The sequence below is a fragment of the Pseudomonas sp. GW822-FHT06B12 genome (genome assembly GCF_058799675.1).
Genome location: NZ_JBXALR010000006.1, coordinates 188,992 through 209,233 on the forward strand (window position 1 = coordinate 188,992; position 20,242 = coordinate 209,233).

General features: G+C 55.7%; 16 protein-coding genes. 7 read left to right on the forward strand and 9 right to left on the reverse strand.

Translation table 11 applies throughout. From position 1 onward, the window contains the following. Nucleotides 1-26: 26 nt before the first annotated feature. The 3 genes from AC1RKH_RS15515 to AC1RKH_RS15525 form a co-directional block, all read right to left on the reverse strand. Nucleotides 27-605 carry a DedA family protein gene (locus AC1RKH_RS15515; RefSeq protein WP_493062935.1) on the reverse strand — a complete coding sequence of 193 codons (579 nt, stop codon included), beginning with the start codon at nucleotides 603-605 and terminating at the stop codon, nucleotides 27-29. Between the two features lie 85 nt (nucleotides 606-690). Beyond that, nucleotides 691-1,131, reverse strand: a complete 441-nt coding sequence (locus AC1RKH_RS15520) for a bleomycin resistance protein (protein WP_493062936.1) — start codon at nucleotides 1,129-1,131, stop codon at nucleotides 691-693. A 28-nt stretch (nucleotides 1,132-1,159) separates the two neighbouring features. Beyond that, nucleotides 1,160-1,489, reverse strand: coding sequence for a hypothetical protein (locus tag AC1RKH_RS15525; RefSeq protein ID WP_493062937.1), 330 nt, complete (start codon nucleotides 1,487-1,489; stop codon nucleotides 1,160-1,162). Between the two features lie 213 nt (nucleotides 1,490-1,702). Between AC1RKH_RS15525 and AC1RKH_RS15530 the strand changes: the two genes are divergently transcribed. Next, nucleotides 1,703-2,413, forward strand: a complete 711-nt coding sequence (locus tag AC1RKH_RS15530) for a response regulator (protein ID WP_493062938.1) — start codon at nucleotides 1,703-1,705, stop codon at nucleotides 2,411-2,413. 8 nt (nucleotides 2,414-2,421) lie between these two features. Beyond that, entirely contained in the window at nucleotides 2,422-3,759 is a 1,338-nt protein-coding gene (locus AC1RKH_RS15535) for a sensor histidine kinase (RefSeq protein ID WP_493062939.1), read from the forward strand. Nucleotides 3,760-4,109: 350 nt separating this feature from the next. On the opposite strand, the gene AC1RKH_RS15540 is transcribed toward AC1RKH_RS15535, so the two are convergent. Genes AC1RKH_RS15540 through AC1RKH_RS15555 form a run of 4 tightly spaced genes read right to left on the reverse strand, consistent with a single transcriptional unit; the run spans nucleotide 4,110 to nucleotide 9,248 of the window. Further along, nucleotides 4,110-4,331 (reverse strand): formate dehydrogenase subunit delta, encoded by a 222-nt coding sequence (locus AC1RKH_RS15540; protein WP_123425073.1) that lies wholly within the window; start codon nucleotides 4,329-4,331, stop codon nucleotides 4,110-4,112. Further along, on the reverse strand, nucleotides 4,328-7,216 hold the full coding sequence (gene fdhF / locus AC1RKH_RS15545) for a formate dehydrogenase subunit alpha (RefSeq protein ID WP_493062940.1): 2,889 nt from the start codon (nucleotides 7,214-7,216) through the stop codon (nucleotides 4,328-4,330). The genes AC1RKH_RS15540 and fdhF overlap by 4 nt, the downstream gene beginning before the upstream one ends. Then, nucleotides 7,213-8,775, reverse strand: a complete 1,563-nt coding sequence (locus tag AC1RKH_RS15550) for a formate dehydrogenase beta subunit (protein ID WP_493062941.1) — start codon at nucleotides 8,773-8,775, stop codon at nucleotides 7,213-7,215. Before AC1RKH_RS15550 ends, fdhF begins: the two co-directional genes overlap by 4 nt. Beyond that, on the reverse strand, nucleotides 8,772-9,248 hold the full coding sequence (locus AC1RKH_RS15555) for a formate dehydrogenase subunit gamma (RefSeq protein ID WP_493062942.1): 477 nt from the start codon (nucleotides 9,246-9,248) through the stop codon (nucleotides 8,772-8,774). Before AC1RKH_RS15555 ends, AC1RKH_RS15550 begins: the two co-directional genes overlap by 4 nt. Nucleotides 9,249-9,900: 652 nt before the next feature. Between AC1RKH_RS15555 and AC1RKH_RS15560 the strand changes: the two genes are divergently transcribed. The 5 genes from AC1RKH_RS15560 (at nucleotide 9,901) to AC1RKH_RS15580 (ending at nucleotide 15,983) form a co-directional block, all read left to right on the forward strand. Next, entirely contained in the window at nucleotides 9,901-10,353 is a 453-nt protein-coding gene (locus tag AC1RKH_RS15560) for a hypothetical protein (protein WP_493062943.1), read from the forward strand. 136 nt (nucleotides 10,354-10,489) lie between these two features. Further along, nucleotides 10,490-14,008, forward strand: coding sequence for an AAA domain-containing protein (locus AC1RKH_RS15565; RefSeq protein WP_493062944.1), 3,519 nt, complete (start codon nucleotides 10,490-10,492; stop codon nucleotides 14,006-14,008). 387 nt (nucleotides 14,009-14,395) lie between these two features. After that, on the forward strand, nucleotides 14,396-14,779 hold the full coding sequence (locus AC1RKH_RS15570; protein ID WP_493062945.1) for a DUF6124 family protein: 384 nt from the start codon (nucleotides 14,396-14,398) through the stop codon (nucleotides 14,777-14,779). A gap of 34 nt (nucleotides 14,780-14,813) precedes the next feature. Beyond that, nucleotides 14,814-15,071 carry a hypothetical protein gene (locus AC1RKH_RS15575; RefSeq protein ID WP_493062946.1) on the forward strand — a complete coding sequence of 86 codons (258 nt, stop codon included), beginning with the start codon at nucleotides 14,814-14,816 and terminating at the stop codon, nucleotides 15,069-15,071. Between the two features lie 198 nt (nucleotides 15,072-15,269). Further along, complete coding sequence (locus tag AC1RKH_RS15580) at nucleotides 15,270-15,983, forward strand: hypothetical protein (protein ID WP_493062947.1); 714 nt, start codon at nucleotides 15,270-15,272, stop codon at nucleotides 15,981-15,983. 233 nt (nucleotides 15,984-16,216) lie between these two features. Here the strand turns inward: AC1RKH_RS15580 and AC1RKH_RS15585 are convergent, their stop codons facing one another. Together AC1RKH_RS15585 and AC1RKH_RS15590 are read right to left on the reverse strand one after the other, a co-directional pair. Further along, complete coding sequence (locus AC1RKH_RS15585) at nucleotides 16,217-16,528, reverse strand: DUF3077 domain-containing protein (RefSeq protein ID WP_493062948.1); 312 nt, start codon at nucleotides 16,526-16,528, stop codon at nucleotides 16,217-16,219. Nucleotides 16,529-16,980: 452 nt separating this feature from the next. After that, entirely contained in the window at nucleotides 16,981-20,229 is a 3,249-nt protein-coding gene (locus AC1RKH_RS15590) for a metallophosphoesterase (RefSeq protein WP_493062949.1), read from the reverse strand. Nucleotides 20,230-20,242: the final 13 nt, after the last annotated feature.

Here is a 20,242-nt window from a genome sequence, read left to right on the forward strand (position 1 = left end):
TTCGATCCGAGTCAAAACAGCCTGATTTACTGCTGGAACTTACGCTTGTTCCTCAGGTGCAGGATCACCGCCACCACTGCAACGACCACCACAACACCCAGGGCAATCGGCAGCCGGTAAGGCTTGAGGTTGCCGAACAATTGCTGAAGTGCTTCGCCAGCCCAATAACCACCGGTGACGAACAGCGTGGCCCAGACCATTGCGCCGAACATGTTCAGCAGTGAAAAACGCAACGGTGACAGACCACTGGCACCGATCACCATCGGGCCCACCAACCGCATGCCATACAGAAAACGTACCGAAAAAACCGATGTCGACGGGTAACGATCGATCAGTCCGGAGACTCGCTTGATCTGCGTTTGCTGGCGTTTGAGACGAGGCAAGAGTCGCGGGCCGAAATAACGACCGGTCCAGAACAGCAACTGATCCCCCAACATTCCGCCGGCGCTGGCCCAGGCAATCACCGGCCAGAGCTTCAGCAAATGCTGATGCGCCGCCATGCCGCCCAATATCAGGATGGTTTCGCCTTCCATGACACAGCCAAGGAAAACCGCCCAGTAGCCGTAGGCCGCGAGGAAGTGGTTGAGGTCTATGTGCGCGAACATGGGCTATCGACGACCTTTTGAACGTTGGGGTGCTTGGCGGATGTGGACCGTTACCGTGTGGCTTCGTTGCGTCCGGTGTTGTGGATCATGGGGTGGGGGCATTAGAGAGCGGACGCTCCCCCAGATACTCAACCAACCGTAGCAGATAGCCGTCCGGGTCCTGCACCAATAGCTCAAGTTGGCCAACTTCTACCGTGCCGGATCGATACCAGGCATCGGCAAACGGGCGAAACAACGGCCACTCGACAGCAGCCAGCCGCTGGAGAATCGGCTCGACACTGTCGACCGTCATCTGAAAGTTGATGCCGCGCCCAAACGGCGCTTCCAGTGGGCCGGTCACCCATTGCCCTTCGAGCGGGTCGTACTGCTCCAGCATGACTTGCACGCCGTCGAAGTCGAGGTAGGCAAATCCCTCTTCCGGGCGTTCGTAGGCCACCTGGAATCCAATTAATGTGGTCCAGAAATCCAGACTTTTCCTGAGGTCGCCGACCATCAGTTCGGGGACCATCCTGTTCCTTGAAAACATACCTCTCCTTGGTGAGCGTCCAGCCCGATCAATGTGAGCTCAGGATACCGTCTTGATCGTTCTCGCGCTCCGCATGAGAACGATCAATCGGCAAAACTTCCGAAGCGTCCCCACCCTGCACCAAAGTCTGCGCCTCACCATTTTCAATCACCCAGCGCAGCAGGTCGGTCACCGGCACGCGGTGGCTGCGTTCGACCCATTGCAGGCCGTCGGGGCTGTAGTGTTCGGTGTAGCGGGTGAGGATCATCTCGCGCTGGTCGCTCGATAACCGCAGGCTGACTTCGCGGCAGTGCAGGTTGGCGTTGGCGTGTTTCACCACGCGTTGTTGCAGGATCAGGGACTGGTTTTCAGAGGTCATCGGTCGGGGTTTCCTGGCAGCGGTGGAACGCGTGAACGAGGGCATGGGCAAACAGTCTTCGGGAATAGGTGCTGGATGCTGACATTCGGGTCTTGCGCAAAGATGTCTGCTTTTTTACCGCGATGTCGCTTTGTTACCCGATTGAAATATATGACGGGCCACGCCGAATGGTTTTAGATGTGGGTTCTTTCAGGCCATAAGTGATGCCCGCTGGTGAGCAGTCTTTTGATCGTGGACGACGACCTTGAGGTCCTCGCGCTGCTGAAGAAGTTTTTCGTGCAACAAGGCTATGCGGTGGAGGTTGCCACCGATGGCGTCTCGATGTGGGCGGCGATTGAGCGCCAGGCGCCGGACCTGATCATTCTCGACCTGATGATGCCGGGTGAGAACGGGTTGACGCTGTGCCAGCGCCTGCGCCAGCAATACCCGACGCCGGTGATCATGTTGACCGCCATGGGTGAGTTGAGTGATCGGGTGGTCGGGCTGGAGATGGGCGCCGATGATTACCTGAGCAAACCGTTCGACGCCCGGGAGCTGCTGGCCCGGGTGCGCGCAGTGTTGCGCCGGGCGGGGGAAAGCCTCCCGCTGACCGGGGAAGCGCCACGCCCGCTGATCAAATTCGCCGACTGGCAACTGGACCTCACCCGTCGGGAACTGCGCTCACCGGATCAGGTGATGATCCCGCTGTCGGCCGGGGAGTTCGACTTGCTGCTGGTGTTTGTCGAACATCCGCAGCGCATTCTCACTCGGGAGCAGTTGCTGGACCTGGCGCGGGGCCGCACGCATGAGGCGTTCGATCGCAGCATCGACGTTCAGGTCAGCCGATTGCGGCGCAAACTGGAGTACGACACCAAGCGGCCCGAGATGATTCGTACCGTGCGCAACGGCGGGTATCTGTTCACCCCCAGCGTGACCCGCCAGTGAAAAAACTCATGACCGGTTTGCGCCTGCGCCCGCGTGACACGGTGGCCCGCTGGATCGCCCTGACCACCCTCATCGCGATGCTCATTTCGCTGGCCTTTAACGCGTTGTTTATCCAGCTGGCCGGTGTCTGGGCGTATCCACCGCTGGTCGAAACCGGCCTCCTGGAAAAAACCGCGTCCATCACCCGGATGATCGAAGCCGTGCAAGTGTCGCAGCGCGAACGCCTGGCCGAGGCCGGCAGCGACAGTGCCTTGAGCGTGAGCTGGCATGCCAGCCGTGAGGGCCTGGACTTGCCGGACACTCCCGAAGCGGCTCACCGCGCCGCCTCACCGGAGGCTCAGCGTCTGTTCAACACGCCGACCCGTCGGGTCGAAGCTTATCAACCCGGCGACTGGCCACAAAAAAACGGTCACTACGCTTTGCTGGTGCAACTGGCGGATGAGTCCTGGCTGATGTTCAGCGTGCCGTCACGCAGCTGGGGGCTGGCGGAAGGGCCACGAACCCTGATCGTGATTCTGCTGGTGTTGCTGTCGACCAGCGTCGTCGCGCTGATCGCCACCCGCCGACTGGCCAAACCCTTGCAGCAATTCGCCCTAGGCGCCCGACGCTTCGGCGTCGACTTTCGCGCCCCGCCCATCGATCCGCTCGGCCCGCATGAAATCCGCCAGGCGATCCTCGCGTTCAATGCCATGCAGGCCCAGTTGCAGCACTTCATCAAGGACCGCACGCAGATGCTCGCCGCCATCTCTCACGACCTGCGCACCCCTCTGACCCGAATGCGCCTGCGCGGCGAATTCATCGAAGACCCCGAGCAGCAACAACGGCTTTTTCGCGACGTCGACGAAATGCAGGCCATGATCAACTCCGCCCTGGAATTCTTCCGCGACGACGCCCGGCTGGAACAGGCAACCCAGTTCGACCTGGCCGAACTGCTGCAAACCCTGATCGACGACTACCGCGACCAGTCCATCGACATCACCTTCAGCGGTCCACCCCGACTGGTCTACTTCGGCCGCCCGCTGGGGCTGAAACGGGTGATTACCAATTTGCTGGATAACGCGATCAAGTACGCCAGTGAACCGGCGATTGAACTGCGGCAGGAAGATGAACAGGTGATCATTCACGTACTTGATCGCGGGCCGGGGATACCTGCGGACAGTTATGAACAGGTGTTTGCGCCGTTCTTTCGGTTGGAAGGGTCGCGGAATAAGAGCACGGGGGGAGTGGGGTTGGGGTTGTCGGCGGCACGGGCGATTGTGTTGGAGCATGGGGGGATGTTGACGGTGCGGAATCGGACGGGGGGCGGGTTGGAGGCGCGGGTGGTGTTGCCGGTGTTGGAGGGGTAGAGAAAATTGATGGGGACTGATTTGATTTCCATAACTGGCGTCCAGTTGTCATGAAAATAAATCAGTCCTCTTTTCTCTTTAAAAGATCGCAGCCTGCGGCAGCTCCTACAGATTTGCGTAGGTTTCGACTGCTCGGCGTAGGAGCTGCCGCAGGCTGCGATCTTGGCGATCTTGCACGCGCCGAAAGTCTCTGGTTTACGTCGTAGTGTTGTGCATTGCTCTTAACTGACTGGCATTAGGCAGGGGCGTGGGTTCTCCGCGCCCTCGAATGCTCGACTTTAAAAACCTCTGGAACGCCCCTTGGCCTGTCTTCACAGGCCAAGCGGCAATCCCCAAGGGATCGTTTGAACCTAAGCCTCCCAGCCCGCCCCACTGACCGCCGCCTGCGCCAGTGGGTGCAAGTCTGCCCCTTGATGCGCCGTTTGCCAGGCCAGCAATTCCTTGCGCATGCCGGGCGTCCAGTACATTTTCAGGTGATTACGCACGTCGAGCACGGCCTGTTGCTGGTCCGGCTCGCTGGCGAAGTACTGGGCGATCTGGTTAGCCATTTTGATCAGGTTGGCGGTGCTCATCGGCGCACCTCGGCTTTTGTTCCTGCGGTGCGTGCCTGGCGGCGTTCGTCGAGCAGGCGTTGTTGATCGTCGCTGAATTCCTGGTAGCGTTTTTGCCACTCGGAAGGGTGGTAGACGCGGCTGACTTCCACGGCGGTGACCTTGTACTCCGGACAGTTGGTGGCCCAGTCGGAGTTGTCGGTGGTGATGACGTTGGCCCCCGATTCAGGGAAGTGGAAGGTGGTGTACACCACGCCCGGGGCTACCCGTTCGGTGATCCGCGCACGCAGGACGGTCTGTCCGGCGCGGCTGCCAATGCCGACCCAGTCACCTTCGTTGATGCCACGGCTCTCGGCGTCGGTCGGGTGGATTTCCAGGCGGTCTTCGTCGTGCCAGGCGACGTTTTCGGTGCGCCGGGTCTGGGCGCCGACGTTGTACTGGCTGAGGATGCGCCCGGTGGTCAGCAGCAGCGGATAGCGGCTGTTGACCTTTTCCTCGGTGGGCACGTAGCCGGTGAGCATGAAGCGCCCCTTGCCGCGCACGAATTCCTCGATGTGCATGGTCGGTGTGCCGTCCGGTGCTGCGGCGTTGCATGGCCATTGCAGGCTGCCGTGGCGCTCCAGTTCGGCGTAGCTGACGTTGGTGAAGGTCGGCGTCAGGCTGGCGATTTCATCCATGATTTGCGACGGGTGCTGGTAGTTCATCGGGTATCCGAGGGCGTTGGCCAGGGCCACGGTGCCTTCCCAGTCGGCCTTGCCGCCCAGCGGTTCCATGACTTTGCGCACCCGGGAGATGCGCCGCTCGGCGTTGGTGAAGGTGCCGTCTTTTTCCAGGAACGAGCTGCCCGGCAGGAACACGTGGGCGAACTTGGCGGTTTCGTTGAGGAAGATGTCCTGCACCACGATGCATTCCATGGCCGACAGGGCCGCGGTGACGTGCTGGGTATTGGGGTCGCTCTGGGCGATGTCTTCGCCCTGGCAATACAAGCCCTTGAAGCTGCCGCCCAGGGCGGCCTCGAACATGTTCGGGATGCGCAGGCCCGGATCGGGTTGCAGCGTAACGTTCCAGGCCTGTTCGAACTGCGCTCGTACCACCTCGTTGGAGATGTGCCGGTAGCCGGGCAGTTCGTGCGGGAAGGAGCCCATGTCGCAGGAGCCTTGAACGTTGTTCTGCCCACGCAGCGGGTTCACGCCCACGCCTTCGCGGCCGATGTTGCCAGTGACCATGGCCAGGTTGGCGATGCCCATGACCGCGGTGCTGCCCTGGCTGTGTTCGGTGACGCCCAGGCCATAGTAGATCGCCGCATTGCCACCGGTGGCATACAGGCGGGCGGCGGCGCGGATGTCGGCAGCGGCGACACCGCAGATGTCGCCAAGGACTTCCGGCGAGTTCTCCGCACGGCTGACGAACGCCTTCCACTGGGCGAAATCGCTGCCCTCGCAACGGGCGTCGATAAAGGCCTGGTTGAGCAGGCCTTCGGTGACGATGACGTGGGCCAGGGCGTTGAGCATGGCGACGTTGGTGCCCGGACGTAGCGCCAGGTGCAGTTCGGCGCGGGCATGCACCGTGTCCACCAGATCAATGCGGCGTGGGTCGATGACGATCAGCCGCGCGCCTTCACGCAGGCGGCGTTTGAGTTGGGAAGCGAACACCGGGTGGGCGTCGCTGGGGTTGGCGCCCATCACCAGGATCACGTCGGCCTGCATCACCGAGTCGAAACTCTGGGTGCCGGCGGACTCGCCCAGGGTTTGTTTCAGGCCATAGCCGGTCGGCGAGTGGCAGACCCGCGCACAGGTGTCGACGTTGTTGTTGCCGAACGCGGCGCGCACCAGTTTTTGCACCAGATAGGTTTCTTCGTTGGTGCAGCGGCTGGAGGTGATGCCACCAATGGAGTCGCGACCGTATTGTTGCTGCAGGCGGCGGAATTCGCTGGCGGCGTAGGTCACCGCTTCATCCCAGCTGACTTCCTGCCAAGGGTCGTTGATGTGCTTGCGGATCATCGGCTTGGTGATGCGATCCGGGTGGGTGGCGTAGCCCCAGGCAAAGCGTCCTTTGACGCACGAGTGGCCGTGGTTGGCCTGGCCGTTCTTGTCGGGGACCATGCGCACGACCTGGTCGCCTTTCATCTCGGCGCGGAACGAGCAGCCCACGCCGCAATAGGCGCAGGTGGTGATCACGCTGTGTTCGGGCTGACCCAGTTCGACCACGCTTTTTTCCATCAGCGTCGCGGTCGGGCAGGCTTGTACACAGGCGCCGCAGGACACGCATTCCGAGTCGAGGAAGTTCTCGCCACCGGCGGCCGCGACCCGGGATTCGAAACCGCGCCCGGTAATGGTCAGGGCAAAGGTGCCCTGGGTTTCTTCGCAGGCGCGCACGCAGCGGTTGCAGACGATGCACTTGCTCGGGTCGTAGTCGAAGTAGGGGTTGGAGGTGTCCTTCTGGTCGTCCAGATGGTTCTCGCCTTCATAGCCGTAACGCACCTCCCGCAGGCCGACCTGGCCGGCGACGGTTTGCAGCTCGCAGTTGCCGTTGGCCGAACAGGTCAGGCAGTCCAGCGGGTGATCGGAGATGTACAGCTCCATGACGTTGCGCCGCAGCGTGGCGAGCTTCGGCGTTTGGGTGTGCACGCTCATGCCTTCGCTGACCGGCGTGGTGCAGGAAGCCGGGTAGCCGCGCATGCCGTCGATCTCGACCAGGCACATGCGGCAGGAGCCGAAGGCTTCCAGGCTGTCGGTGGCACACAGTTTGGGAATGGTGGTGCCCAGCAGCGCGGCGGCGCGCATCACCGAGGTGCCTTCGGGCACGCTGATGCTTTGGCCGTCGATGTTCAGGGTGACCTGCACTTCGCTGTTGCGGGCCGGGGTGCCCAGATCGATATCGGTGTTCGGGTCGAAGAGAGTGATCATTGGTCGACCTCCGAAGATTGCAGACCGAAGTCGGCGGGGAAGTACTTGAGGGCGCTGGCGACCGGAAAGGAGACCATGCCGCCCAATGCGCACAACGAACCGTACTGCAGGGTGTCGCACAGGTCCTTGAGGATGATCACCTGCTCATCGCGACTGCTCTGGTCAGGCGCGGCCAGCAGGCGGTCGATCACCTCCACGCCGCGGGTCGAGCCGATGCGGCATGGGGTACATTTGCCACAGGATTCCTCGGCGCAGAACTGCATGGCGAAACGCGCCATGTGGGCCATGTCGAGGCTGTCGTCAGCCACCACCACACCCCCGTGACCGAGCATGGCGCCGATGGCGGCGAAGGCTTCGTAATCCAGCGGCGTGTCGAATTGCCCTGGCGGCACCCAGGCGCCGAGGGGGCCGCCAACCTGTGCGGCCTTCAGCGGTCGGCCACTGGCGGTACCACCGCCGTAATCTTCCACCAGTTCCCTAAGGGTCAGGCCGAAGGCCCGTTCCACCAGGCCGCCGTGACGAACATTGCCCGCCAGTTGGAAGGGCATGGTGCCTAGGGAGCGGCCCATGCCGTAATCGCGATAGAACTGCGCGCCCTTCGCCAGAATCAGCGGCACCGAGGCCAGCGTCAGCACGTTGTGCACCAGGGTCGGCAGGCCGAACAGGCCCTGCAAGGCCGGGATCGGTGGCTTGGCGCGGACGATCCCGCGCTTGCCTTCGAGCGAGTCGAGCAGCGCGGTTTCCTCACCGCAGATGTAAGCGCCGGCACCGACCCGCACTTCCATATCAAAAGCCTGGCCGCTGCCGCCGACATTGGCGCCGAGGTAACCGGCGGACCGGGCGATGTCCAGCGCCTCGCGCAGGGTGGCCACGGCCTGTGGATATTCCGAGCGCACATAAATGTAGCCGTAGCTGGCGCCGACGGTGATGCCGGCAATGGCCATGCCTTCGATCAGCAGGAAGGGGTCGCCTTCCATCAACATACGGTCGGCGAAGGTGCCGGAGTCGCCTTCGTCGGCGTTGCACACAATGTATTTCTGCGCAGCCTGGGTGGCGCGCACCGTGCGCCATTTGATCCCGGCCGGGAACGCCGCGCCGCCACGGCCACGCAGACCCGAATCGAACACGGCGGTCGCGGTTTGCTCGCCGCCAATATCGACGGCTCTTTTTAAACCCTCGAAACCGCCGTGAGCCCGGTAATCCTCCAGGGACAGCGGCCGGGTAATGCCGGCTCGGGCGAACAACAGGCGTTGTTGCGTCTTCAGATAAGGCAACTGCTCCACCGGGCCCAAGGCCAGTGGATGGGCGGACGGCTCGCCTTGCAGCGCCTCAAGCACCGACGGCACATCGGCAGCGGTCAGCGGGCCGAAGCCTATACGGCCTTGCGGGCTGTCCACTTCCAGCAACGGTTCCAGCCAGTACAGGCCGCGAGAACTGGTGCGTTGCAGGTCCAGCGGTAGATTGCGTTCGCGGGCCTGAGCGGCCAGGGCCACGGCCACCTCATCGGCACCCACGGCACGGGCAAGCGAATCACAGGGCAGATAAAGACTCGGCATCATGCGTCCTCCAGGCAAGCGTCGAGCAGAGCATCCAGGCGCTCGGCGCTAAGCCGCGCATGCACCCGACCATCCAGCTCCAGAGCGGGCGAGCAGGCGCAGGCGCCGAGGCAATACACCGGGCGCAGGCTGATGTTGCCGTCGGCACTGCTGCCGTGGTCGTCCAGTTGCAGGCGTTCACGCAATTGCGCCGCGAGCTGCTCGGCGCCACGGCTCTGGCAGGACTCGGCCCGGCACAGACGCAGGATATGCCGGGCCGGAGGCGCGGTGCGGAAGTCATGGTAGAAACTGATCACCCCGCGAACCTCGGCCTGACTCAGGTTCAGGGCGTGGGCAATCTCGGGGACGGCGGCATCGGGGATGTAACCGATGCCCTCCTGAATATCATGAAGGATCGGCAACAGCGCGCCGGGCGAACCCTTGTGGCGCTCCAGCAGGCTGTTGACCATCGGCAGGTGCAACATCTCATCAGGCATACAGCATTCCTCACGGTCACGGGCAAACCAGGCGGTTGTCGGTTGTCCGAAAGTGTCGGCTGCGGCACTCACACCACGTCACGGTCTCGTGGCATTTTCAGGCCGTTGGCCAGGCACCCTGAGCGGGCATCTTGTTGGGCCCGGCGCGGTCTTTGCCGCACCTGTTCAGGGCATAAAAGGCAGCTTGCCACGCTGGCATTGATTCAACTGCACAAAAGCGACGTGTTTGGTTCTTTCTACGACCAATCGTTGAGTGTAGACGAGGTGTAGGTCGAGGCGTGGTGCCAGCTTTTCTCACCCACCGTCGTCTTGCCCCGCGCGCAGGAATGAGGAATGCAGTAAGGCGGCACAGAATGCCGCGATCAATCCCGCCAAAGCAGCGCCGAGTTGGAGCAGAGAATATTTCGTCGGCGAGTGATGCCCTCTGCTGATCAACTTCCAGGTGCCGTATCCGACATTCGTTTTTGACGTGTTTCTACTGCGAGTGGGCCGCAAGATATCAAAATCGAAGGACAGTCTCCTTTTCATACATTTCGCTCAATTGCACTCCGTTCACCTTCGATCGCTTCACGAGATGAAGGCGCTATGCCATCACTTTTTCCTCTGCTAAGGTTCTGACGCATAAATGGATCTAAATCTCATGGAGTAGAAGATGTTCAAATCCCTTACGGATAAAGCACGAGCCCTGTCAGGCGGGATCGCCGACAAAGCCATGGCAGCCAAAGACAGTGTGTCTGGCAATTTTTCTGTAGGCACATCGAAGGCTTCGGAGTTTTTCGACAACAACTGGGGCAAGGTTGAGAACGTGCTGGTCAATGGCCTGCTGACCGTCACGGAAGAAAAGCTCAAGGATGATGAGGTGTTCATCATGCTGGTCGAAAAAGCTTACGAAGTGCTGCCGACGCCTGTTCGTTTGATCCTCTCCCGTACGACATTCATCAATCACACCCTGACTCATCGCGAGAGTCTGGTTGCGAAGTTGCAGGAGAAAAAAGCACTGCGCTTGCTTAGCGCCGGTGCATTGACTGATCAGGCGTTGCTTATCGAGGACGACAGTGTGATTGAGACTGTTGAGGCCCCTGCGGCGGCTGTTGCCAAGATTTGATTGAGCGCGAGTTGAATCTGTCAGCGAATTTGTGGATGTCGCCAGAGGATGGGCTTGCGAAAGAACGTAACGATCCCATTCCCGCTTTTTTCTGGCCGACCGGTGGCCAGGCATACGAGATTATTGAATCAGGACGATGAACGAAAACTCTCTTAAATTCGCCAAGTATTGGCGCAACTCACTCGTCGATGCCGAGAATGGTAACGGCGGTCTCAAGGTCGATGGTCTGACCGCTCATGTGCACCTTCCACTCGAAGCCTTGCATACCGGTTACTTAGGAAGTGAGACCGTCGAAGCGTTGTTCAAGGACGAACCGCTGCAACGCCAAACGCTTGAAGTCACCATTCGACCCTGGGTATTCAAGGCGCGTCTGGAGCACGGAAAACCCCGTAACGGAATACATGCGCTGATTACACCACTGCTTGGGCATGTGCAGGTAAACCGTCACGGGCAGCTTTTCCCGACTAAAAACACGGTCATTCCGCGAGACATTCTGGAGCCGCTGGAATCAGGTAGTTTCGCGTTGGGAGATGTCGCGGATGTCGATCGATTTTTGGCGGTTAATACGCTGCCGGTGGTGGAACCGCCGGAAGATGGCCAGGCAGCCGGGACCGACGAATATGCCGAACAGTGGGCTAATTATCTGAAGTTCTGTCAGCGTTTTGTCGATGAAGTCAGCTCGGGATGGCTGCAGGGCGATAACGGTTACGAACGATCGGATGAATGGTGCCTGTTCAAAGAAGAAAAGATAACCGGCGCGAGCCAGCATATTGTGCGTTTGTATGATCACCTGCGTGATACAGCCCCTCAAAGCGCACTCTTCGAACGTTACGCCAGTCAGACAACGCTCGGTCCTGAACCCCGCTTGCAACCAAATGCCGGTTTTGCCGCGCGGTTGGGCCATGCCAGCGACGAATATGCCTTGGCCAGTGAGCAGCGTGATGCCTTGGCGCATTTCCTGGCGTCCAACGACGGTGACATCCTGGGGGTGAACGGGCCGCCCGGTACGGGCAAGACAACATTCCTGTTATCTGTCGTGGCCTCATTGTGGGCGAAGGCGGCATTGGTCGGTGCAGAGCCGCCGGTGATTGTTGCCAGCTCGACCAATAACCAGGCGGTCACCAATATTCTTGATGCCTTTGGCTCGGATTTCGCCCCAGGCAATGGACCGCTTGCCGGTCGCTGGCTGCCGGACATTAACAGTTTCGGGGCTTATTTTCCGAGCAAGTCCACTGACCCGGAAACGGTGCGCAAGTATCAGAGCCAAAGTTTCTTTACCCAGACCGAGTCCGACAGCTATCTGGATCAGGCAAAAAGCGAGTGGTTGAACAAAGCGTCAGCAGCCTTTACCAGCATGCCTTCGCTGACTGTGGAAGGGGCTGTTGGGCGGTTGCATCAGGCGTTGGAAGCTCGGGCCAATGAACTGCGCAACATCGAGCATTCATGGCACGCCCTGACGGTCGCTCGCCAGGATCTTGTGGCCTTGTGGGGCGATGATCCGGATGCCGGTATCGTAGCTGCGCAGAAGGATTTGCAGAAACTCAAGACCCAAAGCCTTCAACAAAAAGCCCTGGATACTTCATTCCGCGAGTACCTGGCCAACGAATCTCTGTGGTATGTGATCTTCGCCTGGATTCCATCGGTCCAACAAAAGCGTTTGCTTCGCGCCAGACTGCACCTTGAACGGCGCCAAAGCGCCTCGCAGGCATCGGGATCGCAACTGAGCGAGGATCAGCTGACGCAGTTGCTGGCGTTGAGTAACGTGTCGGCGATCAGCGAAACATTAGCCGGCTGGCGTGCCGCAACCGTCGCCGAGATCAACACACTCGAGAAAAAGATCAGCGCTGCGCAAGGCTTGCTGCAAGCGCGACAGCAGTGCCTGACAAATTGGCGAGCTGCCTTGGCTCCGTTGGAGCTGGCGCCGGATGTTGTCACCGATGACATGACCTTGAACGATTGCGATGCGCTGGCCGACACGCGGATCCGCTTCCAGATTTTCTTGTTGAGCACACATTACTGGGAAGGGCGTTGGCTGCTTGAAGTCGAGCAGACATTGCCGCAAATCCTCAAGGAGCAAAGCAAGAATGGGCGCAAGACCCTGGAAAAAAAATGGTATCGCTGGATGAAGCTGACACCCTGCATCGTGTCGACTTTTTTCATGCTGCCTGTCCATATGAAGGGTAGCAAGCATAACGGCAACGGTTACATCGATGACTACATGTACAACCTCATCGATCTATTAATCGTCGACGAAGCCGGCCAGGTGCTGCCCGAAGTCGCTGGTGCCTCCTTCGCCCTGGGCAAAAAAGCCCTGGTGATCGGCGATACGCTGCAAATCGAACCGATCTGGTCGATTCCTGATTCCGTGGATATCGGCAACCTGCTCGGTGCTGATCTGCTGCCACGTGTAGGTGTCGATGAGGCCTATGAAAAAGTGTGCGCCACCGGTGTCAGCGCGGCATCTGGCAGCGTGATGAAAATTGCCCAGAATGCCAGTCGCTATTGGTACGACCCCGACTTGGACCGCGGTATGTACTTGTACGAACATCGTCGTTGTTATGACTCGATCGTCGATTACTGCAATACCCTGTGTTACCGGGGTAAGTTGGTGCCAAAGCGCGGGGATAAACCTCAAGGCGGGTTACTGCCCAGCCTGGGTTATCTTCATGTTGATGGCATTTGCCGACAGCAGAACGGTCGCAGCCGTATGAATCGCCTAGAAGCCGAAACCATCGCAGAGTGGATCGCTGCCCACCGCGAGAAACTGGAAGAGCGCTATGGTCAGGAGCTGTGGAAGATCGTGGGCGTGATCACTCCCTTTGGCGCGCAGTCCCAAGCCATTGCCGACGCGTGCACCGCACGCGGTATCAAGACCGGAAAAGGCGAAGGCGAACTCACCATCGGTACAGTGCATTCCTTTCAGGGCGCGGCACGGCACGTGGTGATTTTTTCTGCGGTGTATTCCAAGCATGCCGATGGTGGTTTCATTGACCGTAAATCGAGCATGCTCAATGTCGCGGTATCCCGAGCCAAGGACAGCTTCCTGGTATTCGGCGACATGGACCTGTTCGGCATGGTGCCCTCCGGAAAACCACGTGGCTTGCTGGCTGAGTACCTGCTGCGCGATCCAGCCAGTGAGTTAGTATTCGAATACTTGCCCCGCAAAGACCTGGAGTCCCCTCAATCAACCCTTAGCCATTTGATCAATGCCAAGGCCCATGATCATTTCCTGATGAAAACCCTCGCCACCGCCGTGCAAGAAGTGCACATCGTTTCGCCATGGATCAGTCTGCAGCGAATCATTGATATTGGTGCGTTAGAGGCAATGAGCGCTGCGGTAGAACGAGGTGTCAGGGTACGGGTTTATACCGATCGGGATTTCAACCTGTCGACTTCAAATAGAGAGACGCTCAACCACGCACTAGAATCGCTGCGTCGCCAGAACATCGACTCTCATGTTGTACGCAAAGTACACAGCAAAATCGTTATGGCCGATGATGAGCTGTTGTGTATGGGATCGTTTAACTGGTTCAGTGCAAATCGTGGCCAGTGGGCTAATTATGAAACCTCGATGGTTTATTCGGGGCCTGAAGTGACAGGTGAAATAGGGATCCATCGCGGTAACCTGGCGGCTAGGATTGAGCCTCTATATTGATGCCTTGTTTGGAAAAAACGGGGACAGCCCACGATTATGAATGTGATAAAGCGTTATCTGTCCCGTGTTTTTCCCCGTCCTAGGACATTTCCCGCAAACCGTAGCGCCTTCCATGAACTGGCGGCCGCTCTTCTTCAGGGATAGCCTTCAGGTGTCGCTGCGCATCAGCGATCGGCTTTGACAGGCTGCACAAACACAGGCTTTCACTCCTCTTGATAAAACGGCATGCTTTCCCGCGTGCAGTTTCTTTCTGGCGGCTGTGCGTGGGGCATCTTCGGGTGCACCGGGTGCTTGTGTCCTGGTCTGTCAACCCGCGTACAGTTGCCACCCAATCCTGTTTGACAGCAGGGGGTTGGCAGCTTCTATAACCAACACAGGAGCTCCACCATGAAAAAGGTCACCCCCAATCCGCCTGAAGTCCCGACCCCGTCTACCTCTGATCCCGCAGATCCCATCCCGCTAAGCGAAGCCGCCCAACGCGCCGCCAGTGCCCGTTTGCGTAACCCCAGTCACCCAGATCCCGTCAGCCATGTATTCACCATTGTCCCCGACGTAGACACGCCAACCTTGCTGGTCCACGCCAGCGAAACCCTTGCCTCTATCAACGCCATGACCACCGACCTGGCGTTCGAACTCGAAGGCTCGCGGCGCAATGTGGCACTGGCGATGCAACAGCTGACCGTGTTGGCGGAGTTGCTGGTCAACCGAGCGCTGGACCACCTCGACCAGCCCGATGGCGCAGGTGAGAGTCAGCCCGCCGTCCACCACTGAGTGGCCGCGCTCGTTTACCCAATGGAGGTTTGTCATGGATCGATACATGCCAGTCACCGGCATTGACTGCACCATCCCGTCATTGCTGATAGATACCCACGCACCGCTCGACGTGTTGCACGAAACCGCGGCCTACCGCATCCGCACTGCGACCCAACTGCTGGAGAACATTGCCGTTGGCGAGGGGGTTCACAGTGAACTGGCGCGGGTGCTGGTGACTTCACTGCGCGATGGTTGTGATTTGCTGGACGTGGTTGGGCGACGATTGCAGGTGGAGGTGCTGTCGCTGTAAAAAATGGGCGACCTTATTCAGGTCGCCCATTTCATTTTGAGTGGAAAAAACGATTAGTTGGAAAAAAGCAGGGATAGACCATGTTTTCTCAAATCCATAATCGTGGTCTGTCCCTGTATCTCTCGGCCATCTCGGTAGTGTCACTGCTAAACTATGTTTTCTGCAGTCCTCTGGGCTGCCCATCAGCCCGGTCGTAAGATGGATATCAAAGAGTTTTGCCTAGCTCATGAATTCGATATGAGCAAATGTGCGATAGATTCAGGTGGTGGCAGCTTCACGATGACGGAGCTCAAAACTTCGCCTATCGAGTTCTTGAGCTTGGCAGAAGACGATTTTGAACGGGGTGGTCTGTCTGCGCTTATTAACGCAACGACCAATGCAAAGCGGGCGATTGTCTGTCAGCTTGATCAGTTGCTGATTTCATTCGGTTATCCGTCGCTCAAATGGAATGTGCCGAAGAAAATAGAACGATTGCGGGCGCTCGGCCTATTGGCACCAAGCCTTCTGCGCAAAGTAGTCAACATGCGGAATATTCTTGAGCACGAATACAAAGCTCCTGATCTTCAATCAGTAGAAGAGTCACTGGATGTCGCGAGTCTTTTTGTAATGTCTGCTTCTGCTATGTTCATTCCGTTTGATGATGTATTAGAGTTTTCACTGCCTGAGTCCGGTGTTAGAGATAACTCGGTTACGCATATTATTGTCGGATTAGACCGAGAGCCTCGTGGTGTTTTCTACACCGTCTATGCGTATGAGCCCGGCGATTTTTCCGGTCGATGCGTTGGCCAATGTGAGGTTCCATCAGGACACATACTTTTCGAGGCGATGGTGAAGCTTTCCGCATCTTTGATGCTTCGATACAAGGTCGACCAAGCTTTTGAGAATTTCGATAAGGCCTACGCACAGCTATGAGAGGAGAAACGGGGACAGACCACGTTTTCTCACACCCATAATCGTGGTCTGTCCCTATATCTCTTGCATATTCGACCTGACAGCGCCACGTCCAAAGTGAGTTCGCCTGAGCTCCATTTTTTAGAGTTTTTGAGAGAAATCAATCTGTCTCCTTCTTTCGCACAACCCCTGTGGGAGATTCTATGGTTGAGGGGAAGCCCTCAACTGGCATCGGAACCACAATTTGCCAGCCGCTACCCTTCAGACTTAGCCCCCGCCCGTTTAGCTGCTGGTGCAGAAGTCCGATCCCGCGTAAGCACCGTCACCGCATCATCAACCACCGCCTTACTCATCGCCGTCAAATAATGCGTGGCCCAGGCATGGCGGTCGGTGTCGCTGGCGTAGGCAGCATCTTCGGTAAACGCATTGGCAAGGAACAGAAAATTAGAAGCCATTGATAATGCGTCGCCGAGAGGGACGCCACGAGTGACGTGGAATAGCGGTTGATCTGAGCAGTAAATGGCGGGTGTTAAGCCGATGGTTTTGAGTTCTGATTGTTCAGTCATTTGCCACCTCCGAAGACGGAGAGGCGGTGGGAGAGGGTGGACGGTGGGGCGTTATGCGATTGGGAATTTTGTTGAGGGAAAAGCCAAGTTTTGTACGGATCTATGCTGCGCATTATCAGACTCCTTGATATGAGGAGCTGCCACGTTCGTTACCATACGAATGGGTGAGGGTGGTAAACCGGGAATCAAGGAAACCAGCACGTCCGAAGACGTCCCACGCACAGCCGCCCCATCACGATTGCAGGCATAAAAAAACGCCTGCAATCGTGATGGGGGCGCTGTAGCGCCTTGAATACGTCGGGTTACCACACCCGGTCGCTGAATTGGCAGCGACGGGGACGGGTATCGTGCAGCCTACTTTTTTGCAACCTTAGAAGGTTCCGCCAAATCTTTCAGTAAACGTATTTATTGCTCTGTTGGTGACGGGGATACAAATATATCCCCGCTTTATATCAAGATAAGATAGAAGTTCGACTTAATGCATAAGCAAGTTCGTTGTGAGTAACTCTAGGGCCTATTGTTGGAGAAGGCTCCAACGATTTTCCGATTTTCTTTATGTACGTAATTTCTCGATCGTCTTGGCCTTCAAGTCGCCAAATTAAAGAACTATGTCGGAAAAGAATAATTTGGCTTGCTATGTCGTTCTTTGAGTCAAATATATGCCAAAGAGCGTTGTGGCACTTGTTAAATAGCGCGCCGAGCCTCTGGTTGTATAGATAATGGTAGGAACGTATTAGGTTTTGTTCTTCTGAGCTGGATAGCGCTATTTTGGCTTTGTTCTTAACGGCACATAAATTAACGACCGCTCGGATTGCGTTATATTCGTCACCTTTAGTTCGGGCGTTCTCTAAGGCGCTATTCAATAGTTTGATTTTTATTAGCGGGTCTTCAGTTTGTGCGGCGAGCGATAGCATTATAGTGTTTGCTGTGCTCCATTCACTCTTCTTAAGAGCGGTAGCTTTGAGCTGCTCTAGTTTTACTGATTTATTTTGTTCGGTAGAGCATTCTGTGATGATTACTTCTGCTTGAAGAGCAGTGCTAGTCTTGGGGAGGATCTTTTTCACTTCTTCCGCTGTTGCTATGGCGTCAGAGTTCTTTGTTAGTTTTTGTTGGCATAGTGCGAGATTTATTAGTATTTTTGACTTGGTGGCTTTGTCGAATGTGTGGTTGCTGAGTTCTTGTAAAGTTTCTTCAGCTGCTTCCGTTCTTCCTAACATTCTTTTGCTTACTGCGAGATAGTATTTCAGAATCATTTTGAAGTCGGTGTGATCATCATGGAAGTGTGGGATTGCACTTTCGCAGAATGAATGTATATCCCTGTAATGGCTTCCTTGGTTTAATTTTTTTAGATAGTGGCCACAGGTTTTGATAACTTTAAGTTGGTGGCTTTTTGTTTTGTTGAGTAGTGCGTCGGTGAGCGCTATTTGAAGGGCCTTGCTAGAGTTTCGAATGTCGCTGCTTAAAATTTGAGAGGTTTCAAACTTGTAGTTAGTGTTTGATTTGATTTTGTTTTGAGTCCAGCCGCTACCAAAGTATAGAGATATGGCCTTTTCGCAAAGATTGATATGCTCGTCAGGGCCAACAAGCGCGAGAATGTAATCTCTAACCGTGCGTCGTATAACTAAGTTTTTTATATTTTGTCCGCCGTATTCACTCGCGCTTATGATGGTTTTTGAGTCGGCTAGGGCGAGATCCACTAAAAGTCTAGCTTGCGGTAAAAAGAATGGCTTTTTTTGATCAAAATTTTTGATTCGTTCTAGCCGTTCTCCGTTCGGAAAAATGCATAACGCCTTAAGTAATTCGAAGGCGCGCTGGGTGGCTTCGTTCTTTGATGATGACAGATTACTAATGGCGCGAGCTAGTGAGGCGGGCACATTTGAATTTGGAATGGCAGCGCTGTTAATGTTTGAGCTAGAACTGATTAGTTCAGATATTGACATTATTTCTAGGTCGTGAAGTGCCACATCAATGAGTTCTGGCGAACCATCGGTTAACTTATATAACTCTGTTATGGCACTGGAGTTCTCGCCGCTGATTTTCCATTTTTGATGGTTTTGAATATAGTTTAAGCACTCAATTTCATCTAGTGTTTCAATTTTTATCGTTTTAAAGTTCGAGTCTGTCGGGGGTTTTCTTGAGCGCAGAATGATCTTGAGATTATGGCAGAATTGCAGTGTTGCTACAATTAGCTCTTCAATGTTGTGGCCCGTTTGAATAATATCCAAAGGCACGTCATCAAGGATTAAGTAACTGTCTTTTTCATTGGATAAATAAGTGCAGAGTTGCGCAAAGCTGCAGTTGAGTTTCAACCTGATTGATTCTAAAAAGTCTTCCGTTGAGTCGTGGTTTCCCATGTCAAGAAGATAGGTTTTTTGGTCCGGATGCTCCAGTCGTTGTTTTAGTGACCAAAGAAACCCGTCCGATCCCATACCCCACTCAGAAACTAACCAAAAGCACCTATTGGTTTTTAAATAGGTAATCGCGTTGTCTTGGTCTGGCTTTCTTATCGAAAGGTGCGCTTCGGACTTTTTTAACTGGTGTGAAATTAGCGCTAGGGTAAGTTGTGATTTTTGGTTGTCTTGAAGGAAACCTTCTAGGTTTGCATTTTTGTTTGTGGTGTTAGTTGGTATGTTTTCTTGGCTTATTGTTTTGTATGTTTTTATGTAACAGTTGTCTTCGTTGAGCGTTAGTTCGTGGTCAGGGACGATTTTCCTTCCTCCTGAACGCTGGGTTAACGCGATTCTTGGCCAAATGGATATAGCTCTGTGAGATTGTAGTACTTCAATTTTTCCCGCAGAATATCCATGAATCCTTTTGATATTACTTCCTGTATATTCTAGCCCAAATAAAGAGGCTGCCTGAATTGCAATCTTAAACTCGGCCCCCCCTTGAGCTATATAGCTTGTTGTTGGTTCATGCATGTGGCCAAAAATATGAGCGTCAAATCTTCCAGGTGGATTGATTTCATTTTCGAAAAGCGTTAAGTTGTTGGGGTGAAGCCAGTCTTTGGGATGGTGTGAAATAAATAAGTTGATATCGTTCTCGCGGCACCACTCAACTGGTTTGTTGTTGGTTACTGATAATAATTGTTTTGGATCTATAGCCAGTTTTTCTTTGTAGTCAGAGTTTGATAGTTGTAGCCATGCTGAGTTTAATGCAATAATTCCTACTTTGGCGGTGGGGGTTTGGATTGTTGTGGCTGTATCGCCAGGTAATGTTCCATTGGTCATATTTCCAAGTGGTATGCCTAGTTTGTTTAACTCTTTCACCCAATTGGTATATTGTATAAAAGAGGAATCTATCAGTTTTTTGTACCTGCTTTTTGGGTTGTTCCAAAAGTCTTTTTGGATTTCTCCATGGCTCCACCAGTCTCTTAATATTATCCCCTCAGGTGATACTTCATCTGGCCTCGTGAGATCATGGTTTCCAGGTGTCACAATAAGTGTTGGATTGAATCCCAATTCTTTGAATATGTGCCATAGGTCACTAATAACTTCAGTTAGTTCATCGAATTCTTCCTTAAGACCTTTTTGTGTTAGGTCGCCCGAAAAAATAATAGCATCCCAATTGCCTGATTTTTTATGCAGTTTTCGTATGTCGTCGTAAAATTCCGACTTAAAGCTAGGCCAGAGATTCGAAAACAGAGACATTCCAAGGTGTAGATCGCTTAGATGTAGCCAGTTAAATTGTTTACTGTCCATAGGCTAATTATTC

What these genes read in the sequence shown, in the direction of transcription:
- AC1RKH_RS15535 (WP_493062939.1), top strand. Translation starts at nt 2,422, where the DNA reads ATGACCGGTTTGCGCCTGCGCCCGCGTGACACGGTGGCCCGCTGGATC.
- AC1RKH_RS15575 (WP_493062946.1), top strand. Translation starts at nt 14,814, where the DNA reads ATGGATCGATACATGCCAGTCACCGGCATTGACTGCACCATCCCGTCA.
- AC1RKH_RS15555 (WP_493062942.1), bottom strand. Translation starts at nt 9,248, where the DNA reads ATGCCTGATGAGATGTTGCACCTGCCGATGGTCAACAGCCTGCTGGAG.
- AC1RKH_RS15590 (WP_493062949.1), bottom strand. Translation starts at nt 20,229, where the DNA reads ATGGACAGTAAACAATTTAACTGGCTACATCTAAGCGATCTACACCTT.
- AC1RKH_RS15585 (WP_493062948.1), bottom strand. Translation starts at nt 16,528, where the DNA reads ATGACTGAACAATCAGAACTCAAAACCATCGGCTTAACACCCGCCATT.
- AC1RKH_RS15515 (WP_493062935.1), bottom strand. Translation starts at nt 605, where the DNA reads ATGTTCGCGCACATAGACCTCAACCACTTCCTCGCGGCCTACGGCTAC.
- AC1RKH_RS15520 (WP_493062936.1), bottom strand. Translation starts at nt 1,131, where the DNA reads ATGTTTTCAAGGAACAGGATGGTCCCCGAACTGATGGTCGGCGACCTC.
- AC1RKH_RS15580 (WP_493062947.1), top strand. Translation starts at nt 15,270, where the DNA reads ATGGATATCAAAGAGTTTTGCCTAGCTCATGAATTCGATATGAGCAAA.
- AC1RKH_RS15560 (WP_493062943.1), top strand. Translation starts at nt 9,901, where the DNA reads ATGTTCAAATCCCTTACGGATAAAGCACGAGCCCTGTCAGGCGGGATC.
- AC1RKH_RS15540 (WP_123425073.1), bottom strand. Translation starts at nt 4,331, where the DNA reads ATGAGCACCGCCAACCTGATCAAAATGGCTAACCAGATCGCCCAGTAC.
- AC1RKH_RS15525 (WP_493062937.1), bottom strand. Translation starts at nt 1,489, where the DNA reads ATGACCTCTGAAAACCAGTCCCTGATCCTGCAACAACGCGTGGTGAAA.
- AC1RKH_RS15570 (WP_493062945.1), top strand. Translation starts at nt 14,396, where the DNA reads ATGAAAAAGGTCACCCCCAATCCGCCTGAAGTCCCGACCCCGTCTACC.
- fdhF (WP_493062940.1), bottom strand. Translation starts at nt 7,216, where the DNA reads ATGATCACTCTCTTCGACCCGAACACCGATATCGATCTGGGCACCCCG.
- AC1RKH_RS15565 (WP_493062944.1), top strand. Translation starts at nt 10,490, where the DNA reads ATGAACGAAAACTCTCTTAAATTCGCCAAGTATTGGCGCAACTCACTC.
- AC1RKH_RS15550 (WP_493062941.1), bottom strand. Translation starts at nt 8,775, where the DNA reads ATGATGCCGAGTCTTTATCTGCCCTGTGATTCGCTTGCCCGTGCCGTG.